We start from the raw sequence: 18009 nt of genomic DNA on the forward strand, positions 1-18009 counted from the left end.
CTTTTTCATAGCAATTTTTCCCAACCTTATAGCAATATAAGGTTGGGTTTTTTTATGCCTATTCGCAATCAAAATATACCTTGTTCTTCGCAAGTTGAAATAAATGATTTATTTTTACAAGAAATATAAAAGATCGATTGATGCAACCTATCTTAGAAGTTAAGAATGTAGAAAAAAGATATTCTGATAAAATAGCTTTAAATAATGTTTCTCTAACCGTGCCGAAAGGATCTATCTACGGTTTATTAGGCCCTAATGGGGCTGGAAAAACATCCCTAATTCGAATTATAAATCAAATCACATATCCTGATCAAGGACAAATCATCCTCGATGGGCAAGCGTTGAGTCCCCATCATATTAAAGATATTGGTTATATGCCAGAGGAAAGAGGATTGTATAAAACCATGAAAGTGGGAGAACAAGCTCTTTACTTAGCTCAATTAAAAGGATTGAGTAAAGTGGAAGCCAAAGAACAATTGGACTATTGGTTTGATAAATTGGACATCAAAGGATGGTGGGATAAAAAGATTCAAGAGCTTTCAAAAGGAATGGCACAGAAAATCCAATTTGTGGTAACGGTTTTACACAAACCTAAATTGCTGATTTTTGACGAACCGTTTTCTGGTTTTGACCCGGTGAATGCCAATATCATTAAAGACGAAATTCTAGAACTTAAAGAAAAAGGAGCAACGATTATCTTTTCTACACACCGCATGGAAAGTGTGGAAGAAATGTGTGATTATATTGCTTTGATTCACAAATCGAATAAGTTGATCGAAGGACGCTTAGTAGATGTGAAACGCGATTTTCGTACCAATTTATATCAAGTGGGAATCCTATCTAGTGATGTACACCGATTAATGTTTGAATTATCTCAGAAATTTACTGTTCAACCTACGTCGTTTAAATCTTTAAATGATGAATTGCAATTGGAGATTGATTTAGGAGAAGCAATGCCAAATGAGCTGTTGCATATTTTATCAAACAATGGACAAGTAACGCATTTCGTCGAAAAATTACCAACGGCAAATGATATTTTTATTCAAACTGTAAGTCAATAAGTATGGGTGTTTTAAAACTAATTATAAAAAGAGAATTTATCGCTAAAGCTCGTAATAAAGCTTTTATTGTCATGACATTTTTAGCTCCTCTTTTTTTTGTAGCTATTGCTGTTCTTATTGGGTATTTAAGTACAATGAAATCGACAACTAAAAAGTAATTGCTATTCACGATGAAAGTGGCATCTTTAGTGGGGATTTTGAGAATTCAGAAGAATATGAATACCAAAATTTATCAGCTGTTCCTATTGCTATTTTAAAAGACAGCGTCTTAGCTGAAAAATACGATGGCTTGTTGTACATTCCGAAACAGGAGCAAATGACGGCTTATGAAAATTCGATTTACTATATTTCGAATGAAAGCCCAGGAATTGCATTTATCAGTAAAATCGAATCGACGATCGAAAATAAAGTTTCTAGCTTAAATTTAATAGAGAAAGGAATAGACCCGAAGATTATCAAAGAAAATCAAGCAGAAGTAAACCTTCATTTGGAAAAAGCTTCTGGAGAACAAACGGTAAAAGGGTTGAATGAGATTAAAATATTCATCGGCTCTTTATTTGGATACTGCATCATGATGTTTATTATTATCTATGGAAATATGGTGATGCGTTCTGTGATTGAAGAAAAAACCAATCGAATTATCGAGGTGATTATCTCTTCTGTGAAGCCTTTTCAATTGATGATGGGAAAAATCATTGGTACTTCTATGGCTGGGTTACTACAGTTTTTAATTTGGGGTGTTGTAGGAGGAATTTTGATGTTGGTTGCTACTTCCGTTTTTGGATTAAATGCTGGAAGTGCGGCTAATATGGAAGCGGCTCAAATGGCTACGACTATGGATCCAAGTATGATGAGTAATATCCAAAATTACATAACTGAGATTATGAGTTTACCTTTGTTGTCTTGGTTTGTATATTTTATTATTTTCTTCATCGGAGGGTACTTTTTATATAGCTCTTTGTATGCGGCAATTGGTGCTGCTGTAGATAATGAAACAGATACACAACAATTCTTATTCCCTGTAATGTTACCGTTGATGTTAGGGGTTTATATTGGTTTCTTCACGGTAATTAAAGATCCTCATGGAACAGTAGCTACAGTATTTTCAATGATTCCATTTACTTCTCCAATTGTAATGCTAATGCGTATTCCTTTTGGTGTTCCTATTTGGCAAATTATTGTATCTATCGTATTATTGTTTGCTACCTTTATCTTGACGGTATGGTTAGCGGCAAAAATATACCGAATTGGTATCTTGATGTATGGGAAACGCCCATCATGGAAAGAACTGTATAAGTGGTTAAAATATTAAGCCTAGGTGCTAAAATAAAAAGGTTATGAGTAAAGAATCTAGAATATTAATTGTAGAGGATGAAGCAGCTATTCGCCGCGTTCTAACTCGTATATTAGAAGATGAATCTCCCTCTTATAAAGTAGATGCTGCAGAAGATGGCGAAGAAGGATTGAAAATGATTACCCAAGAAGATTACGACTTGGTTATCTCGGATATCAAAATGCCTAAGATGAGTGGGGATGAACTTTTGGTAGAAGCTAAAAAAATCAAACCAGAGACTGTTTTCGTCATGATTTCAGGGCATGGTGATTTGGAGACCGCTATCAATACAATGAAATTAGGGGCTTTCGATTATATCTCAAAACCACCAGATTTGAATCGCCTTTTGACTACGGTTCGCAATGCGTTAGATAAGAGTCATCTGGTTGTTGAAAATACCATTTTAAAGAAAAAAGTTTCCAAGAAATACGAGATTATAGGTAAAAGCGAATCTATTGAGCAGATTACAGCGATGATAGAGAAAGTAGCACCTACTGAAGCTCGTGTATTAATTACTGGACCTAATGGAACAGGAAAGGAATTGGTGGCGCATCAGATTCACGCGCAAAGTCCACGATCAGTAAAACCGTTGATTGAGGTGAATTGTGCGGCTATTCCGGCAGAATTAATCGAAAGTGAACTATTTGGTCACGTAAAAGGTGCTTTTACTTCTGCGGTTAAGGATCGACCTGGAAAGTTTGAACTAGCGGATAAAGGAACCATTTTCTTGGATGAAATTGGCGATATGAGTTTGTCTGCTCAAGCAAAGGTATTACGCGCTTTACAAGAGAACGTAATTACACGTGTTGGAGCAGAGAAAGATCAAAAAATAGATGTCCGCGTATTAGCTGCGACCAACAAAGATTTGCGTAAGGAAATTGAAGAAGGACGCTTTAGAGAAGATTTATACCATCGCCTAGCAGTTATTTTAATCAAAGTACCTGCTTTGAATGACCGCAGAGATGACATACCTTTGCTGCTGGAACACTTTGTTAAACAAATTGCGGCAGAGCAAGGAACAACGCCTAAGAAATTTACTGCAGAGGCCATAGCGCTATTACAGCAATATGATTGGAGTGGAAATATACGAGAGTTGCGCAATGTCATTGAGCGATTAATTATCTTAGGAGGAAAAGAAGTAACATTAGAAGACGTAAAGCTATTTGCTACAAAATAATATGAAATTAAAAAAAATACACCCGGTTCTACAGAACAATTTGAGTCAATTAGGATTTGAAGAACCAACTATATTACAAAAATCTACTTTTGGTCGTATTAAAAGCGGACAGGATTTTGTCTTGATTGCACCTAAAGAAGAAGGGAAAACGACAGCATTAATTATTGCTGCTTTACAACGCGCAGAAGCACCTGTGGATGATATGATCTCTACACGTGTATTGATTGTTGTAAAAGATAAATTTGAAGTGGAACGCCTAATGGAAGAGTTTGATCGCATTGGCGATAAAATGAATATCCGAGTATATGGAGTTCACGATTATACCGATTTAGATGATGACAAGAACCAAATGTCATTAGGAAACGATATTTTGATTGGAACAGCAGAGCGATTAAACTTAATGTTTAGCGGTGCTGGATTCGATGTGAATCAATTGAAAATGTATATTATTGATGATATAGATCAACAATTGAGAAGTAGACACGAACCGCGTTTGTATCGATTATCTGAAAGTATTGGAAAAACACAACGTATTTACTTTGGTAAAGACTATGTAGAGGCGTTAGATATGTTTGTGGATAAAACGATGGCTGAAGATGTAGAATGGCTTGATTTCTACGACGAAGAGGAAGAAGATTAATTGGTTTACAGTTGACGGTAGTATTTTCTAGTAAACGAGAATCTAGCAACGAGAAAAAAGTGAAACAACAAAAAAGCTTTTACCAGAATCTCACATAATAATACAAAAAAGGAAGGCTGATAGGCCTTCCTTTTTTGTATTTCTGGTTTTCGTTTCTTTGCTATAAAAGCAGATATAATCGTAAATTAAAAAACAGACTGATTTCTCCTCTTATTTCTCTTTACCATAAAAAATAAATGGCAATCATGGTTACCGCATATACGATAGCTAATACGAGTAAAGGTGCTTTGCGTCTTTGGAATGCTTGCTGAAAACGGTGTTTGTAAATGAAATAATCTCGGCAGAAGCGCAAGAAAATAATCAAAAAAGCAACCCAAAAGCAGAGATGCAACATGACCGTAATGGTCTGCAATGAAGCAAGGTGTGTTCCTAGGGTTGTATGTACCAGCAAGTATGACAGCATAATAGTTTCGATTTAATCTGCTATTGAATATATAAAAATATTTAATTTTTTTTAATCAAACACATGGATAGTAAAAAAATAGCGATTTAGTCTTAGAACTACTGATTATTCTTGGCTGTTGTTCGATTCATAAAGAAATAAACGAAACTGCCAAATAAAGGAAATACTAAAATTAGTACACAATACATTATTTTTCGATCCCAAGTATTGTTAGATTGGGCTACGTGATATAAACTATATAGGATAAAAATAAGTAGGCTGAGGATGAATAATTGCCAGATGAATGGATGCATAAGTAGTATTTTTTTGAAGTATCGAAGATAGAGAATTTAGATCAAAAAAGGGATAGGATAGGAATGAAGATTAGATGCTATAAAAACATTAAGTTGTAGGACAGTGCAAGTAGTTTCTATACTTTTTTTCTCCATTGTACTGAAAAACAAGCGTGTTACAGAAATAAAGAAAGTGATTTTTTTATCATGTCTCAGATTTAAGGCTGAATTTATTTAAATATATAATATAATTTTATACTATTTTAAGTGTTTTTATTTCAGTATTACCTTGATTGTTAAGTGAATAATCAATTAAAAAGAATCAAAATATAGAAGAGGTAAATACGCAATTTTTTTCTTTCTAATTAGAATAATCTTTACATCTTTGTGAGACAAACTAAATTGTTCAATTTTATACTCACTTTAAAGAAAACATGGAGTTACTAGATTTTATCTTTCACATTGACCAGTACTTACACACGCTAATCGAAAACTACGGAGCTTGGATTTACGCCATTTTATTTTTGATCATTTTTGTGGAAACAGGCTTAGTAATTATGCCTTTTTTACCTGGTGATTCTTTGCTTTTTGCTACAGGAATGCTTGTAGCTCAATCGTCAGAATTAGATATTACTATGGCTATTGTATTGCTCTTGATTGCCGCCATTTCAGGTGATTCACTCAACTACTATATCGGAAGAAAAGTAGGGATGCGCATGACCAATATTCGCTTATTTGGCAAGCAGGTAATTAAACAAGAACACTTAGATAAAACCCATGCTTTCTATGAAAAATATGGAGAGCGTACGATTGTAATTGCGCGATTTATTCCTATTGTTCGCACCTTGGCTCCTTTTGTTGCTGGAGTGGGGAACATGCGTTATAGAATATTCATGACATATAATGTAATTGGTGGTATTGTTTGGGTAGTGGGATTAACTTTGGCAGGATACTTCTTAGGAAATTTACCTATCGTTAAAAATAACTTCTCGAAAATAGCCTTGCTTATTATTTTTATTTCCATTTTACCTATTATTTTCGAATTTATTAAGGCCAAAATGAAGAAACGGAACTAAGCGTATTTTGCAACGATGATAATTTTGGTATCTTTATAAATCGACCATAGTAATATGAAAATAGGAGGAGAAACAGTACAAATAAAATTTAAATACCAATTCTATTTTAGTCTTTGTGCTGGATTTGTGTATAGCTTGATTCTTAGTTCTTTTTATTTTTTGCTTGGAGAAGATATACAGATAATTCCTTTTGTTTTTCGTGCACTCATTTTTACCGTTTGTTGGTATTTAATTTTTTTTAAACTGTTACATCGAAAACAAAAAGTTACTTTCTCAAAAGAAAATTTAGATTCAGTTGCCTTTTATGGGGTTGCTTATCAAACGATAAAGACACTTTCTCATATAGGAGTACTATATGCCACAGATAAACAATTGATCTTTGAGCCTAAAACAAAGAATTTTGTTGAAAATCAGTGGATGGTTGATTGGAAAGCGGTAGAAAAGGTTCGTGTTTATCGTGTTTATCGTGTTTATCGTTTTTTGAGTTGGTTTGATTATGGAATAATCATTCAAACCAAAGGGAAAATGAAATTTAAATTTGTTGTAAATGAACCACAAGTATGGCTTCAAGCAATACAAACTAAAATTGAATCATAACAATACCTTGATTGCTAAAAATAATCAAGGAGTCTTAATACTATATACATGAGTATACTAAAAAATATTTTTGCTAAAAAAGAAAATCCTATTCACACCATCGCCGATTTTTGGCACTGGTTTCAGGAAAATGAACAAACGTTTTTTAAAGTGGTTCAAGGGCGTGATGCTATTGAAGAGCAATTCTTCGATCGTCTAGCTCCTAAATTACAAGAATTAAGAGAAGGGGTCTACTTTCTTGCTGGAATGATGAATGATGAAGTAGCCGAATTAATCTTTACACCAGATGGGATGGTGAAAAATGTTGCTTTTATTGAAGACCTCGTACAAGCAGCCCCTCAATTACCCAATTGGAAGTTTACGGCATTAAAACCTGTGGCAGATATTAATCGCTTTAATATTCGAATGAATAACTACGAGTTTTCTAAAGAGAAAATTAATTTCTACGCAATCGAACATCCTCAATATCCAGATGAGGTCGATTTGGTTCTTGTTTATGACGATTTCGTAGAAAGCGATAAATCCGTTATTGCAAATGGAATCTATATCTTTTTAGATAACTTCTTAGGAGAATTAAACGCGATTACCGCTATTGATAGCTTGAAAGTCATAGGACCTGATCAAGCAGAAGGAGAATTGATTTCTATTTTAAAATTAAAGGATTACTTGGTATGGCGAGAGAAAGAGTTCATTGAGAAGTATGAAGGGACGCGTTATAATACGGATAATGATGCTTATGTAGGATTAGAAGCTACGTTAGAAAACGGCATGCCTTTAATCGCAATGATAAATAGAACACTTTTAGATTGGGATGCTAAGGCTTCTCATCCTTGGATTGTTCGTGTAGAAATCGCTTTTAAAGCCAACCACAATGGTTTTCCTGATGAGGCTACCTATCAATTGTTGAATCAATTTGAAGATGAATTGATTGAAATACTACCAGATGATCAAGGGTACTTAAACATAGGAAGAGAAACAGTAGATGGCAATCGAGATATCTTCTTTAGCTGCAAAGATTTTAGAGAACCAGCTAGAGTTGTTGATCGAATGAAGCAGCAGTATAAACAAGATTTTGCTGTAAACTATGCGATTTATAAAGATAAATATTGGCAATCTTTTGAACGTTATAAAGGATAAAAATAAAGCGCTATTCGATGGAATAGCGCTTTTGCTTTTAGCTAGTTTGATGCCAATAATAGGTGCCGTCTAACCAATATAATAATCCACTTCCGCAGCTTTCAGGTACACTTAAGTGTAAACTTTCATAAGGAAGTATCGTCTTTTCGTCTTCAGGAACATCGTCTTCTGAACGCAAATCGCCATTTTCATCTGTTACTTCATAAATAACGGTATGCTTATCCGCGACATATACATCTTGAGCCCAAATTAAATCTTCCATATCTTCAGGTAAAGCACGATGGGTAGAGCCTACTAACGGACCTATAATATCAAATGCGCCATTACCTCTTTTGACAGTGATTCCATATTGGTCGTCTACGGTCGATTTTACAATTTCAATGTGATCGGGTTGACCATCTCCATCAATATCTAGCATAATGCTATTGGTTTGATGATTTGGAGATAAAACAAAATCAGGTTGTTTTGCTACTGGAGTATTTCCTTCTTCTTCAACAAAGGCAACTTCGGGAGCTGTTTGTTCTTCTTTTTTATCTTGACAACTTGCAAAGGCTAAAAAACTAGCAACAGCAAGGAATGATAGTGGCTTATTCATAAAATAATTTGTTTGTAATGTTATTCGATTTCAAATGGATAATTGGCTGGAAGTTGGGGGTGAATCTGATTTAGGGCATGAGTAAAAGCAACTTCAATTTGCTTGATGTCATAGGCAGCATTGCACCAGTCATCCAACTGTTGTATTAAAAAAGCCAATTGTAACCATTGTTGAAAGTCAATCTCCAAGGGGTGTAATTGCATGGGACTCACATCGTGATCGCCAAAAAAGACTTGCCCTTTTTCATCCAGTAGCCAACGATCTCCTTGTCCAACTCCTGCAAATATCCAATAGGAGGGATGATCACTCCCTTTGTTTTCAAGGGTGGCTTCTACAGAACCATATAAAATAGTTTCAGACGATATAGATACTGTAGGAATATCGGTAACTAAAGTTTTGTATAAGGCAGGAAATGGGAACGCAACAACAGAAGGGAAATTTTGTTTTGAATGTTCCTTGTGTTCAAGTATCGTTTGTATTTCCTCTAAAGTCAAGAGATTGAATGTGATGATGGAAGCACGTTTGTTTAAGATTTTGGCTTCATCCCAACAGGAAACACAAACTAGTTTGTGCTGACAGTCGATGAACCATTGGTCTCGATCTGCTTCAGTTTGGGTGTGGTTCCATGCTTCTTCACAGGTATTGCACCAAGCATCAGGCCTTCCTGTATCTCCAGTATCGTATTCAAAGAACCCGATAGGTGTGCGATGGTGTAAACTATGGGCTAAATGCGTACACAATAAAGCCATGGATTGTCGACCATGTGTAGCGCATTCGATATATTTTTCTTGCATAAGTTTGAATTCAAAAAATCAAATGAGGTATTAAGAATAGGTAAAACAGATTACTGCTTTTTGTATGTCTTTTTGATAGAATAAAGCGATAGCGTCCGCAGCGTGTAATTGAAAATCATAGCCTTCGATATAGCCTAGATAATCAAGAATTTTGCCCTGATAATTGGGGATTTGTAGCAAATCTGTTCCATCAAATGTACATTGATCCAGTGGTAATTGACCAGTATTCAACTCTTCAAAAATACCTGCTATTTTTTGCTCTATTCTTTCTTTTGCATAATCACAAGGTGTATCTTGTGCCAAGTCTTCTACTGTTAATTTACGCAAACGCTCTAGTCTTCGAATATCATTAACTTCTAACCCAGGCCTATATTGATCACGGTCATATAATGTCCCTTGCTTTTGGTAATAGGCTTTTTTTAAAGCATACATGGCATCATTCATAGCAAATTCAATATCTTCAACTGTAAAATGCTGATCATATTCATTCGCTTCAATGAGACGATGCTGAGTGAAAAAATTCCAATCTCCGTCAAATTTATATTTTCCATCAATGATATCAAATCCTAATACTATCTAATTGCGTAAAATTACGATGATAGGGTGTCGTATTTTGACCGATACAGCCATCATAAATTTCTTTGACCGAAACAAAATGTAACCATTGATCTAAACGAGGATCTAGGAGTTGTAAATTGAAAGAGCAAATAGGCAAAAAATAAGTGCTGTGTTTTTCAATTTCATCAAAAAACACATCTTCATAATTGGGAAATAATCGAACCAATGTATTCAATTGTTTAGGGTATTAATAGAGGTGCCACTACTTTTTAAAAAGCAAGGAGCCTGATTTTAGAATTAAAAAAGAGAAGTTGGGTTTGCGTTATTTTTAGTTTGAATCTGAACAAGGTGTTGTTGTGTTTTGTCTGAATTTAGAAACATATAAATACCCAATACCATAACCGAGACTAGGAATAATAAATGAAATTGTTGTATTGATTAATAAAAAATTAAAGTCAGATACTGTTGTTGCTTCTACTAACATATACCAATGAGAATTAAAACCCATTAAGAGAAAAAATATCGTTAAGGCTACATTATTAGAACCAAAAAAAGGAACATTTCCTATACCTCCATTGGCAATAATGAAAACGAAGAGTAAAAGCATATTGAGTAAAAAAGGCCATAAAACTGTGCGGTAACGTTTGAAGGTTAACGCATTAAAACAACTTGCTGTTAGTATAAATATAAAAGCTAAGGATAGTAAGATATACATATATCGATTATCCGCATTGTTATAAAAAAAGAGCAATATTCCTGTACAGGCTGCAAAAAAATAGGCTAATAAAGAATAGTTTAATCGGGCGAGGTAAGGCTTCATATTGAATTTGTTGTATTCGGGTGAAGATAATAAAAAAAAGAAAAAAAAGAGTATTCTTTTGTATTTTATTTGATTTCTTTTACTTATTCGTTAAATTAATAGAAATCATAATACAATTGCCACTGTTGTATGCTAGGATTGAAAGCAAACAAAAAGGAACCATTATCCACGACATTAAGATTTGCTTTTGCATCTGTTGAAAGTTGAAAAGCGAAAGAATATCCTTCCTCAAAATCAACACCAGATTGACAAAAAGAAGGCCAACCTCCGATTTTATGTAAATAAGAATGAGTGGTTTCTTCGTAATAACCTTCAATGACTCCTTCCTCTTTTAAGGCTAAAAAGGCATCTTCTTGTTCAGTAGTTAGTCCTCCACCATCCCATAATGGACAGTCTTGTTCGACAAGACTCGGTTGTAATGGAAAAGCTTTAATATAGACTGTGTCGATGGGAAATTCTTTTTCCATTATTTCATCCGTAGCTGTATAGGTTCGAATTATCCAACGGTCACCCATGGACTCAAATGGATTGGGAAATTGCGTGGATAAAAAGACGGTGATATATTCAATGCTTTGCAGAGACTCAGGAACAAAAGGTAAAGCTGGTAAATAAAATTGAGCTAGGGGAATCATCGGTCTCCCATCACTATCTAGAGGAAGTTCTTCTTCCGCTTTATAAATAAATACTCGACCAATCCAACTTTCTTCTCTTGTGTTGGTAGGACGAAATCCTCCTGTTGTAAATTGAGTAGCTTTTCTTCGAATAGCCTGAAGTAAGGTGCTTTTATCCATGTTTATGCGTATTACCCATCTAAATTTATTTATTTCTCTTGCTTAAGAGGCGTATCCGTCAAAAGTACTGTTGCTTTAAAACTTAAAACTTCTTTATGTGTTAAGTTTTGTTCAATTAATTTAAAATGCAACTGTTTGATTTCATCTGGAATTTTAATCTCAACCACTTGTCGATAATTGTACCCATAGATTAAATTAGCTTCCTTTCCGAGGCCTCCTTTTGGTGCTACATAAAAGGTAAGTGTTAATTGATCTTCTTCTACTTCCTCTAGCATTTGGATACGGTTTAATCTTCTGGCATGGAGCCCAGAAGAGCTATACCAACCTTGAACATCCACAATAGCTTTACGTCCCCAAAAAGATTGTTTAATTTCTCTTAGGGTAATAGTAGGTTCTAATTTTGGGTTTTCTTTATCGAGGTCTCTCGTTCGTTCTTTTCCACTGTACGTATATTGCGTAGGAGTAAGCGTCAAAGGAGAAGAACTACATCCGATAAGTGCCAAGAAAAAGAAAGAAAGGCAAAACAATTTCATGCTGTTATTCTTTATTTTCGATCTAAATCCGTAATTAATAATGGATTGTTTTGACGTAAGTTGGTAATTAATTTTTCTGTTTCGGATAATTTAGGATTCTCCCATAATTGATCCAATTCTTTTTGTGTAATCCCTACCATTTGTAAAAAATCTACACGTCCGTGTGGGGTATCAATGAAACCTAATTCCGGATCTTGGACAAATGCGATACCAACTAAATCGGTATCGTATTCTAATCGGATAGGACTATTGGTAGGGATGAAGTGAAATTCTTCAAACCATTTACCTGAATCAAAAACGTATTTAGCTAGATTCTGCATCAAGTTCATCGCCCAATGGATGTTGTCATTGCCCTGCTGTTTAAAGCGAAAGGTCAATTCAAAACCAAAACCACTGTATTCCGCATCTATTTTTTCTTCATCGTAGTACAAATTAGAAAAACCATAGCTCACCAAGTGAAAGTGATCTTCTTGTTTTGTACTTCGGTAAACACTTAACCCATCTAACGGATTATCTCCTCCCAAGGAGAAAGGCAACAGATTGCCAAAATGTTGAGGTTCTTGCTCTCCGTATAATTGTTCTAATGAGGCGGTAATGCAATCCCATCCCACAGCGTCTTCTTCGTTGTATCTTTGTTTATATTCTTCTAGTGTCATTGCTCTTTTTTTTGATGAGTATAAAATTACTTTAAATTATTAGGCGCGCTTATCCCTAATTATAGGGGAATTTTACACCTTTTGTTTTTTACAAGGTTATCGAAGAGAAGTAATCCTATTCTTGTAATATAGGATAAAAAAAACAAAAAAATCGCTCCTAGTAAACTACGAGCGATTCAGAACAAAATTGTAAGTAATAATATAGTTTTTTTTCAGCGCAATTTTTACTTCATCTTACTTAAGTCAAAATTCACTCAATTTCGCGAAATGCGAAATCCCTAATTATAGTTATTTTTCGCCTTCACTTTTGAAAAGATGGCTTGAATAGCGCTAAAAGGAACAAAAAGTAGGGTTTCGCTGTACGAATAGGAAGTGGTTTTTACAATAAAAAGAGCATGTAACTCAAGTATAGTATCGCTATTTCTTGTGAAATAGATTATAGAACTGTTATTAAATCCTTATTTTTGTCCACTTAGTATTTGAAAAATAACCTATGAATCTTAACCTTTTTCGAAAAACAATCCTGAATGGATTGCGATATTTTTTATTTTTTGTTTTATTATTCGCACTTGGACGATTGGTATTTCTAATCAGTTACGGTACTTCAGAAGTTTTTGAGCATGAAAAAGGAAAGATTGCAGAGGCATTTATGGTAGGAACTCGCTTTGATGTATCTGCCATCTGTTATGGTTTTCTACCGCTTGTGCTTTTTTGGTTGAGTTCGCTGTTTATCCCTAAGAAGTATGAATTAGGTTTTAGTAAAGTCTATGCGACTTTTGCTCGCTATTATTTGTTATTTGTAACTGTTGTCTTTTTGACGCTAATTATCATAGATTACTTCTTTTATCAGTTTTTCCAATCCCATATCAACCTATTGTTCTTCGGAATTTTTAATGATGATACCGCTGCAGTATTAACTTCCGTTTGGACGGATTATCCACTATTTTATATCGCATTGGTTTATGCAGTTGCCGTGATTGCTTGGCTATATTGGAGTAAATATGTGAAGCACAAAGTGGTGAAACCTGCACAATCTCGCGCAAAAATTTATGGCGTGATTGGACTATTGATTTTTCCTTTGTTCTTTATCGGAATGAGGGGAAGTGTAGGGGTATTTACTTTGCGAAGAGAGCATACGAATATTTCCAAAAATGAATTTGTCAATTCGTTGTGTTATAATGCTTTATATTCTTTGAAATTTGCTAATTCAGAACGAAAAGACAATGCAATCAACCCAGATATTGAACGTGAATTACAAGCCAATGGTTTTGCTAGTGTCGAGGAAGTGCAGCGCAGTTATATCGGAGAAAGTGAACAGCCTTTGTTTAACCAAGAGTTGTTTACGAAAACGAAACACAAGGAATTCTTAGCTCAAAATCCACCAAATGTTGTGTTTCTACAAATGGAAAGTATGAGTAATCACTACTTTGATTTGAATAACGAAACTTTAAATTTACTTGGAGATTTAAGCAAAGAATTGCCCAATCTCTACTATTTTAAAAATAGCTTATCTGCTTATAATGGGACAATTCAAACCTTGGAGGATTTTATCTTGGGTACCCCAAAAACGATTATTTCTCAATCCGTTTATTTCGATACTCCTTTTACTAGTTCAATTGCTTTGCCTTTCAAGCAGAGTGGATATGAAACTTACTTTTTAACTGGCGCTAGTATTTCATGGAGAAATATTGATAATATGATTAAGAACCAGAAGTTTGATGTGATTCAGGGTAAAAATTTCATTCAAGAAAAATTCCCAGATGCAGAAGAATTCGCCTGGGGAGTTCACGACGGTTATCTCTTTGATTATATTCAAGCTACCTTGAAAGAATCAAAAACACCTAAATTCATTTTTGGATTGACCATTAGTAATCATACTCCTTTTGAAGTACCAGCTTATTATCACAAGCAAAAGATTACGATGAGTGAAGAGATGAAGAAAAAAATTAGAGTAGATGAGGAAACAGCCTATGCTAATTTTTATTCGCATCAATATGCAGCTTCAGAATTGGCTCGTTTCATTAAAGAAATTCGCAATTCTCCTTTAGGAGAGAACACGATTATTGTAGCTTCTGGAGATCATAATATTCGTCAAGTTTTTGAGTATACACCAGAGGAAGGCTTTTTGAAAAGAAGCGTACCCATCTTGATGTATATTCCTGAAAAGTATAAACCTGCCTTTTTTGATGCCTATGTAGTGGCTTCACACAAAGATATTTTTCCAACTATTTTCAATTTGGCACTGTCAGATGCCTCTTATTTTTATACCGGAGATAATCTTTTTGATCCAACGGTAGAGCATCGCTTTGCATTGAATGATTATAACTTTATTGCAGATGATAAAGGAGCTGTTGCAATTGAAAATAATCAACCTTATTATTATACGTGGGTAGACCAAGGAAGAAGAAAGTTGAAAGTTGGGGATAATTCTTCAAGTCATGCTCTTTATTTACAGCATAAAATGCAAGCGTATACGGTGATGAAAACAGTAGAAATTTACAAGAGCATCAATCAACATCAAAAATCAAATTAGCTTCTGTACTACTTCTTTTTTGAAATTTTTCTTTGTTTTTTAATTGTAAATAATTAATTTAAAGCAAATTAAAAAACAAAACCGATGAAAAAGTATCTATTGTTACTTGTGTTTTTCTTATTAGTAGGGACACAAGCTTTCGCCAGTTCTGGTGGAAATGCAGGAATTTTAGGAGGTGTTGGATTAGGAACTATTATTGCAATTGTAGCTTCTTGGTCACGGAATAAGTCTGTGCTTTGGGCTATTATTCACGGATTGTTAGGGTGGATTTATGTAATCTATTTTGTACTAACACCGAGTAAAAAATAAATAAACGAATAAAAAAAAAGAGATTTGGAAAGGGCCCAAATCTCTTTTTCGTTATGAAATATCTCAGCATATTGCTGTGATTTTTTCTGTCTTAATGATTGTGTAAGAAAGATTGTCTGTTTAAAAGTGTTTCTTCACTTTCCACGTGATTGTCGTCTGGAATACAACAATCAACTGGACAAACTGCTGCACATTGTGGCTCTTCGTGGAAACCTTTACATTCTGTACATTTAGAAGGAACGATGTAGTAGAACTCATCCGAAACAGGGTCTTGCGCAGCATCTGCGTCAACTTCTGTACCGTCAGGTAGAACAACAGTTCCTCTTAAGGCTGTACCATCTTTATATCTCCAATCGTCAGCTCCCTCGTATATCGCATTGTTTGGGCACTCAGGTTCACAAGCACCGCAATTTATGCATTCGTCAGTTATAATGATTGCCATAGCTTATATTTTGTTTTATATGTATTAACTTTGCTACAAATTTACACCCAAAACATTTCAGAAACAAATCAATATGGATTTAGAAGCTAAAAAAAAAGCATTCGTAGCGTTAGGAGATTTTTTAAGACAATTTGCTACTAATGAATTTATAAAAAGTGAAAAAGTTGAACATAATGATGCTTTTTTCTCCTCATTTGAAGCTTTAATTGAAACATCTGTACATTATAACGGATGGTTTGTAAAAGAACAAGTTCTTCTTGCCGTGCAATCTTGGGCAGATGCCTTAACGGAAGAAAATATTGCACAATGGTGCTCTGCTTATGATTTTTCGAGAGAACCTCTAAAAAAAGTAGGACTAATCTTAGCTGGAAATATCCCATTAGTAGGATTTCACGATTTATTATCCGTTTTGATTTCTGGAAATATCGCTTTGGTCAAATTATCATCAAACGATCAAAAACTTTTACCTTTCTTAGCGAAATACTTGCAAACCGTTGAACCACAATTTCAAGATCGCTTGATTTTTATCGAAGGGAAAATGGAAGGATTTGACGCTGTAATTGCAACAGGAAGCAATAATACGGCTCGTTATTTTGATTACTATTTTAATTCAGTTCCACACGTTATCCGCAAAAATAGAAATTCTGTTGCTTTGCTTACTGGTGAAGAGACACCTGAACAATTAGTTGAATTAGGAAAAGATATTTTTACGTTTTACGGATTAGGTTGTCGAAATGTATCGAAACTATTTGTTCCTAGAGGTTATAATTTCGATGCATTTTTTCAAGGGATGTATGAACAAAGAGACGTAATTGAATATGAGCGCTACGCAAATAATTACGATTATAATAAAGCTGTTTTCCTAATGAGCGAATTCAAGTTATTAGACAATGGATTCTTGACCATAAAAGAAGATGCTTCGTATGCTTCACCAATTTCTTCCATCTATTATGAGTATTATGATGCTATTGATGAAGTGGTTGAACGATTGCGTAAGGATGAGGATAAAATACAGTGCATCGTATCCAATGAATTAACGGAGGATAGCATTGCATTTGGACAAACGCAACATCCACAGCTTTGGGATTACGCAGATCAAGTGGATACGCTTGAATTTTTACTAAAATTATAAAGATATGAAAGCAGTACATAACTTTTGTGCAGGACCTAGTTTGTTGCCTCAAACGGTATACGAACAAGCGGCTCAAGCTGTTCTCAATTTTGAAAATACGGGAATGTCGATTCTCTCTATTTCACATCGTAGTAAAGAATTTATTGCTGCTTTGGAAGAAGCGAGGCATTTGAGCTTGGAGCTATTGGGATTGGATAAAAAAGGGTATGTCGCTTTGTTTTTACAGGGAGGAGCAAGCATGGAGTTTTTGCGTATTCCCTACAATTTAATGCAACAAAAAGCAGCTTATATCAATACAGGTACTTGGTCTAGTAAAGCAATTAAACAGGCACAAATGCTTGGAGAAGTGAAGGTAGTAGCGAGTTCTGAAGATCAACATTTTTCCTATATTCCAAAAGAGGTACGAGTAGAAGAGGCAGTAGATTATCTTCACTTTACTTCGAATAATACAATTCATGGAACACAATTTAATTACCTCCCACAGACGAATGCACCGTTAGTCTGTGATATGAGCTCGGATATTTATTCGCGTGAATTTGCTTATGATCAGATTGATTTAATCTACGCTGGGGCACAGAAAAATATTGGTTCAGCAGGGGTTAGTTTGATTATTACCAAAGAGGAAATTCTTGGAAAAACAAAGAGAGACATTCCACAAATGCTGGATTACCAAGAACATATAGCTAAAGATAGTTTATATCATACAGCCAATGTATTTGCCGTTTATACGTGTTTGTTAAACCTGAGATGGCTGAAACAACAAGGAGGAGTTGCAGCGATTGAAGCCATCAACAATAAAAAAGCAGCGTTGTTATATCAAACGTTAGATGATTTAGATTTTATATCTGGAACAGCAGCAATAGAAGATCGATCGAAGATGAATGTTACATTTACGTTCAAAGATGAACAGCTGAATGCTATATTTGACCAACTGTGTACAGAAGCTCAGATTACCAATATTAAGGGACATCGTTCGGTAGGTGGATACCGTGCATCTTTGTATAATGCTGTATCTCTTTCAAGTGTAGAGACACTAACTACGGTATTACAACAGATGAAGACCTTAGTCTAACTTACTAAATTAGAATGC

General features: G+C 34.6%; 21 protein-coding genes and 1 pseudogene. 11 read left to right on the plus strand and 11 right to left on the minus strand.

What is annotated here, in order from left to right; all coding sequences use genetic code 11:
- Window positions 1-140 precede the first annotated feature (140 nt).
- The 4 genes and pseudogenes from M2306_RS01400 to M2306_RS01415 all read left to right on the plus strand — a co-directional run bounded on the left by M2306_RS01400 (window position 141) and on the right by M2306_RS01415 (window position 4211).
- Window positions 141-1061, plus strand: coding sequence for an ABC transporter ATP-binding protein (locus M2306_RS01400; RefSeq protein ID WP_115091158.1), 921 nt, complete (start codon window positions 141-143; stop codon window positions 1059-1061).
- 2 nt (window positions 1062-1063) lie between these two features.
- Window positions 1064-2373, plus strand: a pseudogene (locus M2306_RS01405) (ABC transporter permease).
- A gap of 25 nt (window positions 2374-2398) precedes the next feature.
- Window positions 2399-3571 (plus strand): sigma-54-dependent transcriptional regulator, encoded by a 1173-nt coding sequence (locus M2306_RS01410; protein WP_115091154.1) that lies wholly within the window; start codon window positions 2399-2401, stop codon window positions 3569-3571.
- A gap of 1 nt (window position 3572) precedes the next feature.
- Window positions 3573-4211, plus strand: a complete 639-nt coding sequence (locus M2306_RS01415) for a DEAD/DEAH box helicase (RefSeq protein ID WP_259189096.1) — start codon at window positions 3573-3575, stop codon at window positions 4209-4211.
- A 220-nt stretch (window positions 4212-4431) separates the two neighbouring features.
- Here the strand turns inward: M2306_RS01415 and M2306_RS01420 are convergent, their stop codons facing one another.
- Both M2306_RS01420 and M2306_RS01425 read right to left on the minus strand, forming a co-directional pair.
- The gene (locus tag M2306_RS01420) at window positions 4432-4674 is read right to left on the minus strand and encodes a hypothetical protein (RefSeq protein ID WP_002986770.1); all 243 of its coding nucleotides are present in this window, start codon (window positions 4672-4674) and stop codon (window positions 4432-4434) included.
- 98 nt (window positions 4675-4772) lie between these two features.
- Window positions 4773-4967: a PLDc N-terminal domain-containing protein gene (locus M2306_RS01425; protein WP_259189094.1), complete on the minus strand. Its 195-nt coding sequence runs from the start codon at window positions 4965-4967 to the stop codon at window positions 4773-4775.
- A 413-nt stretch (window positions 4968-5380) separates the two neighbouring features.
- On the opposite strand from M2306_RS01425, the gene M2306_RS01430 reads away from it, so the two are divergent.
- From M2306_RS01430 to M2306_RS01440, 3 genes are read left to right on the plus strand one after another with little or no spacing between them, the layout of a single operon-like run.
- Window positions 5381-6022 carry a DedA family protein gene (locus tag M2306_RS01430; protein WP_259189093.1) on the plus strand — a complete coding sequence of 214 codons (642 nt, stop codon included), beginning with the start codon at window positions 5381-5383 and terminating at the stop codon, window positions 6020-6022.
- Window positions 6023-6076: 54 nt separating this feature from the next.
- Window positions 6077-6619, plus strand: coding sequence for a hypothetical protein (locus M2306_RS01435; RefSeq protein ID WP_259189092.1), 543 nt, complete (start codon window positions 6077-6079; stop codon window positions 6617-6619).
- A 48-nt stretch (window positions 6620-6667) separates the two neighbouring features.
- Window positions 6668-7756 (plus strand): DUF695 domain-containing protein, encoded by a 1089-nt coding sequence (locus tag M2306_RS01440; protein ID WP_115091150.1) that lies wholly within the window; start codon window positions 6668-6670, stop codon window positions 7754-7756.
- Between the two features lie 37 nt (window positions 7757-7793).
- Here the strand turns inward: M2306_RS01440 and M2306_RS01445 are convergent, their stop codons facing one another.
- The 8 genes from M2306_RS01445 to M2306_RS01480 all read right to left on the minus strand — a co-directional run bounded on the left by M2306_RS01445 (window position 7794) and on the right by M2306_RS01480 (window position 12503).
- The gene (locus M2306_RS01445) at window positions 7794-8351 is read right to left on the minus strand and encodes a hypothetical protein (protein WP_259189090.1); all 558 of its coding nucleotides are present in this window, start codon (window positions 8349-8351) and stop codon (window positions 7794-7796) included.
- A gap of 20 nt (window positions 8352-8371) precedes the next feature.
- On the minus strand, window positions 8372-9145 hold the full coding sequence (locus M2306_RS01450) for a hypothetical protein (RefSeq protein WP_259189088.1): 774 nt from the start codon (window positions 9143-9145) through the stop codon (window positions 8372-8374).
- A 30-nt stretch (window positions 9146-9175) separates the two neighbouring features.
- On the minus strand, window positions 9176-9589 hold the full coding sequence (locus M2306_RS01455) for a hypothetical protein (protein WP_498882734.1): 414 nt from the start codon (window positions 9587-9589) through the stop codon (window positions 9176-9178).
- A 115-nt stretch (window positions 9590-9704) separates the two neighbouring features.
- Complete coding sequence (locus M2306_RS01460; RefSeq protein ID WP_498882735.1) at window positions 9705-9938, minus strand: hypothetical protein; 234 nt, start codon at window positions 9936-9938, stop codon at window positions 9705-9707.
- Window positions 9939-10031: 93 nt separating this feature from the next.
- A complete protein-coding gene (locus M2306_RS01465; protein WP_236594122.1) occupies window positions 10032-10523 on the minus strand; it encodes a hypothetical protein in 492 nt (163 codons plus the stop codon).
- 95 nt (window positions 10524-10618) lie between these two features.
- Window positions 10619-11314, minus strand: a complete 696-nt coding sequence (locus M2306_RS01470; protein ID WP_259189085.1) for a YwqG family protein — start codon at window positions 11312-11314, stop codon at window positions 10619-10621.
- 29 nt (window positions 11315-11343) lie between these two features.
- Complete coding sequence (locus M2306_RS01475) at window positions 11344-11847, minus strand: hypothetical protein (protein WP_259189084.1); 504 nt, start codon at window positions 11845-11847, stop codon at window positions 11344-11346.
- An 11-nt stretch (window positions 11848-11858) separates the two neighbouring features.
- Window positions 11859-12503, minus strand: coding sequence for a suppressor of fused domain protein (locus M2306_RS01480; RefSeq protein ID WP_259189083.1), 645 nt, complete (start codon window positions 12501-12503; stop codon window positions 11859-11861).
- Window positions 12504-12996: 493 nt separating this feature from the next.
- Between M2306_RS01480 and M2306_RS01485 the strand changes: the two genes are divergently transcribed.
- Window positions 12997-15036: an LTA synthase family protein gene (locus M2306_RS01485; RefSeq protein WP_259189082.1), complete on the plus strand. Its 2040-nt coding sequence runs from the start codon at window positions 12997-12999 to the stop codon at window positions 15034-15036.
- Window positions 15037-15120: 84 nt separating this feature from the next.
- A complete protein-coding gene (locus tag M2306_RS01490; RefSeq protein ID WP_002986743.1) occupies window positions 15121-15345 on the plus strand; it encodes a hypothetical protein in 225 nt (74 codons plus the stop codon).
- A gap of 91 nt (window positions 15346-15436) precedes the next feature.
- Here the strand turns inward: M2306_RS01490 and M2306_RS01495 are convergent, their stop codons facing one another.
- The gene (locus tag M2306_RS01495) at window positions 15437-15787 is read right to left on the minus strand and encodes a 4Fe-4S dicluster domain-containing protein (protein ID WP_002986741.1); all 351 of its coding nucleotides are present in this window, start codon (window positions 15785-15787) and stop codon (window positions 15437-15439) included.
- Window positions 15788-15860: 73 nt separating this feature from the next.
- On the opposite strand from M2306_RS01495, the gene M2306_RS01500 reads away from it, so the two are divergent.
- Together M2306_RS01500 and serC are read left to right on the plus strand one after the other, a co-directional pair.
- Complete coding sequence (locus M2306_RS01500; RefSeq protein ID WP_115091136.1) at window positions 15861-16919, plus strand: acyl-CoA reductase; 1059 nt, start codon at window positions 15861-15863, stop codon at window positions 16917-16919.
- A gap of 4 nt (window positions 16920-16923) precedes the next feature.
- Window positions 16924-17991, plus strand: a complete 1068-nt coding sequence (gene serC / locus M2306_RS01505; RefSeq protein WP_115091134.1) for a 3-phosphoserine/phosphohydroxythreonine transaminase — start codon at window positions 16924-16926, stop codon at window positions 17989-17991.
- Window positions 17992-18009 lie beyond the last annotated feature (18 nt).

The organism is Myroides gitamensis (assembly GCF_029894455.1).
In the GTDB taxonomy this organism is placed as follows: Bacteria; Bacteroidota; Bacteroidia; order Flavobacteriales; family Flavobacteriaceae; genus Flavobacterium; species Flavobacterium odoratum.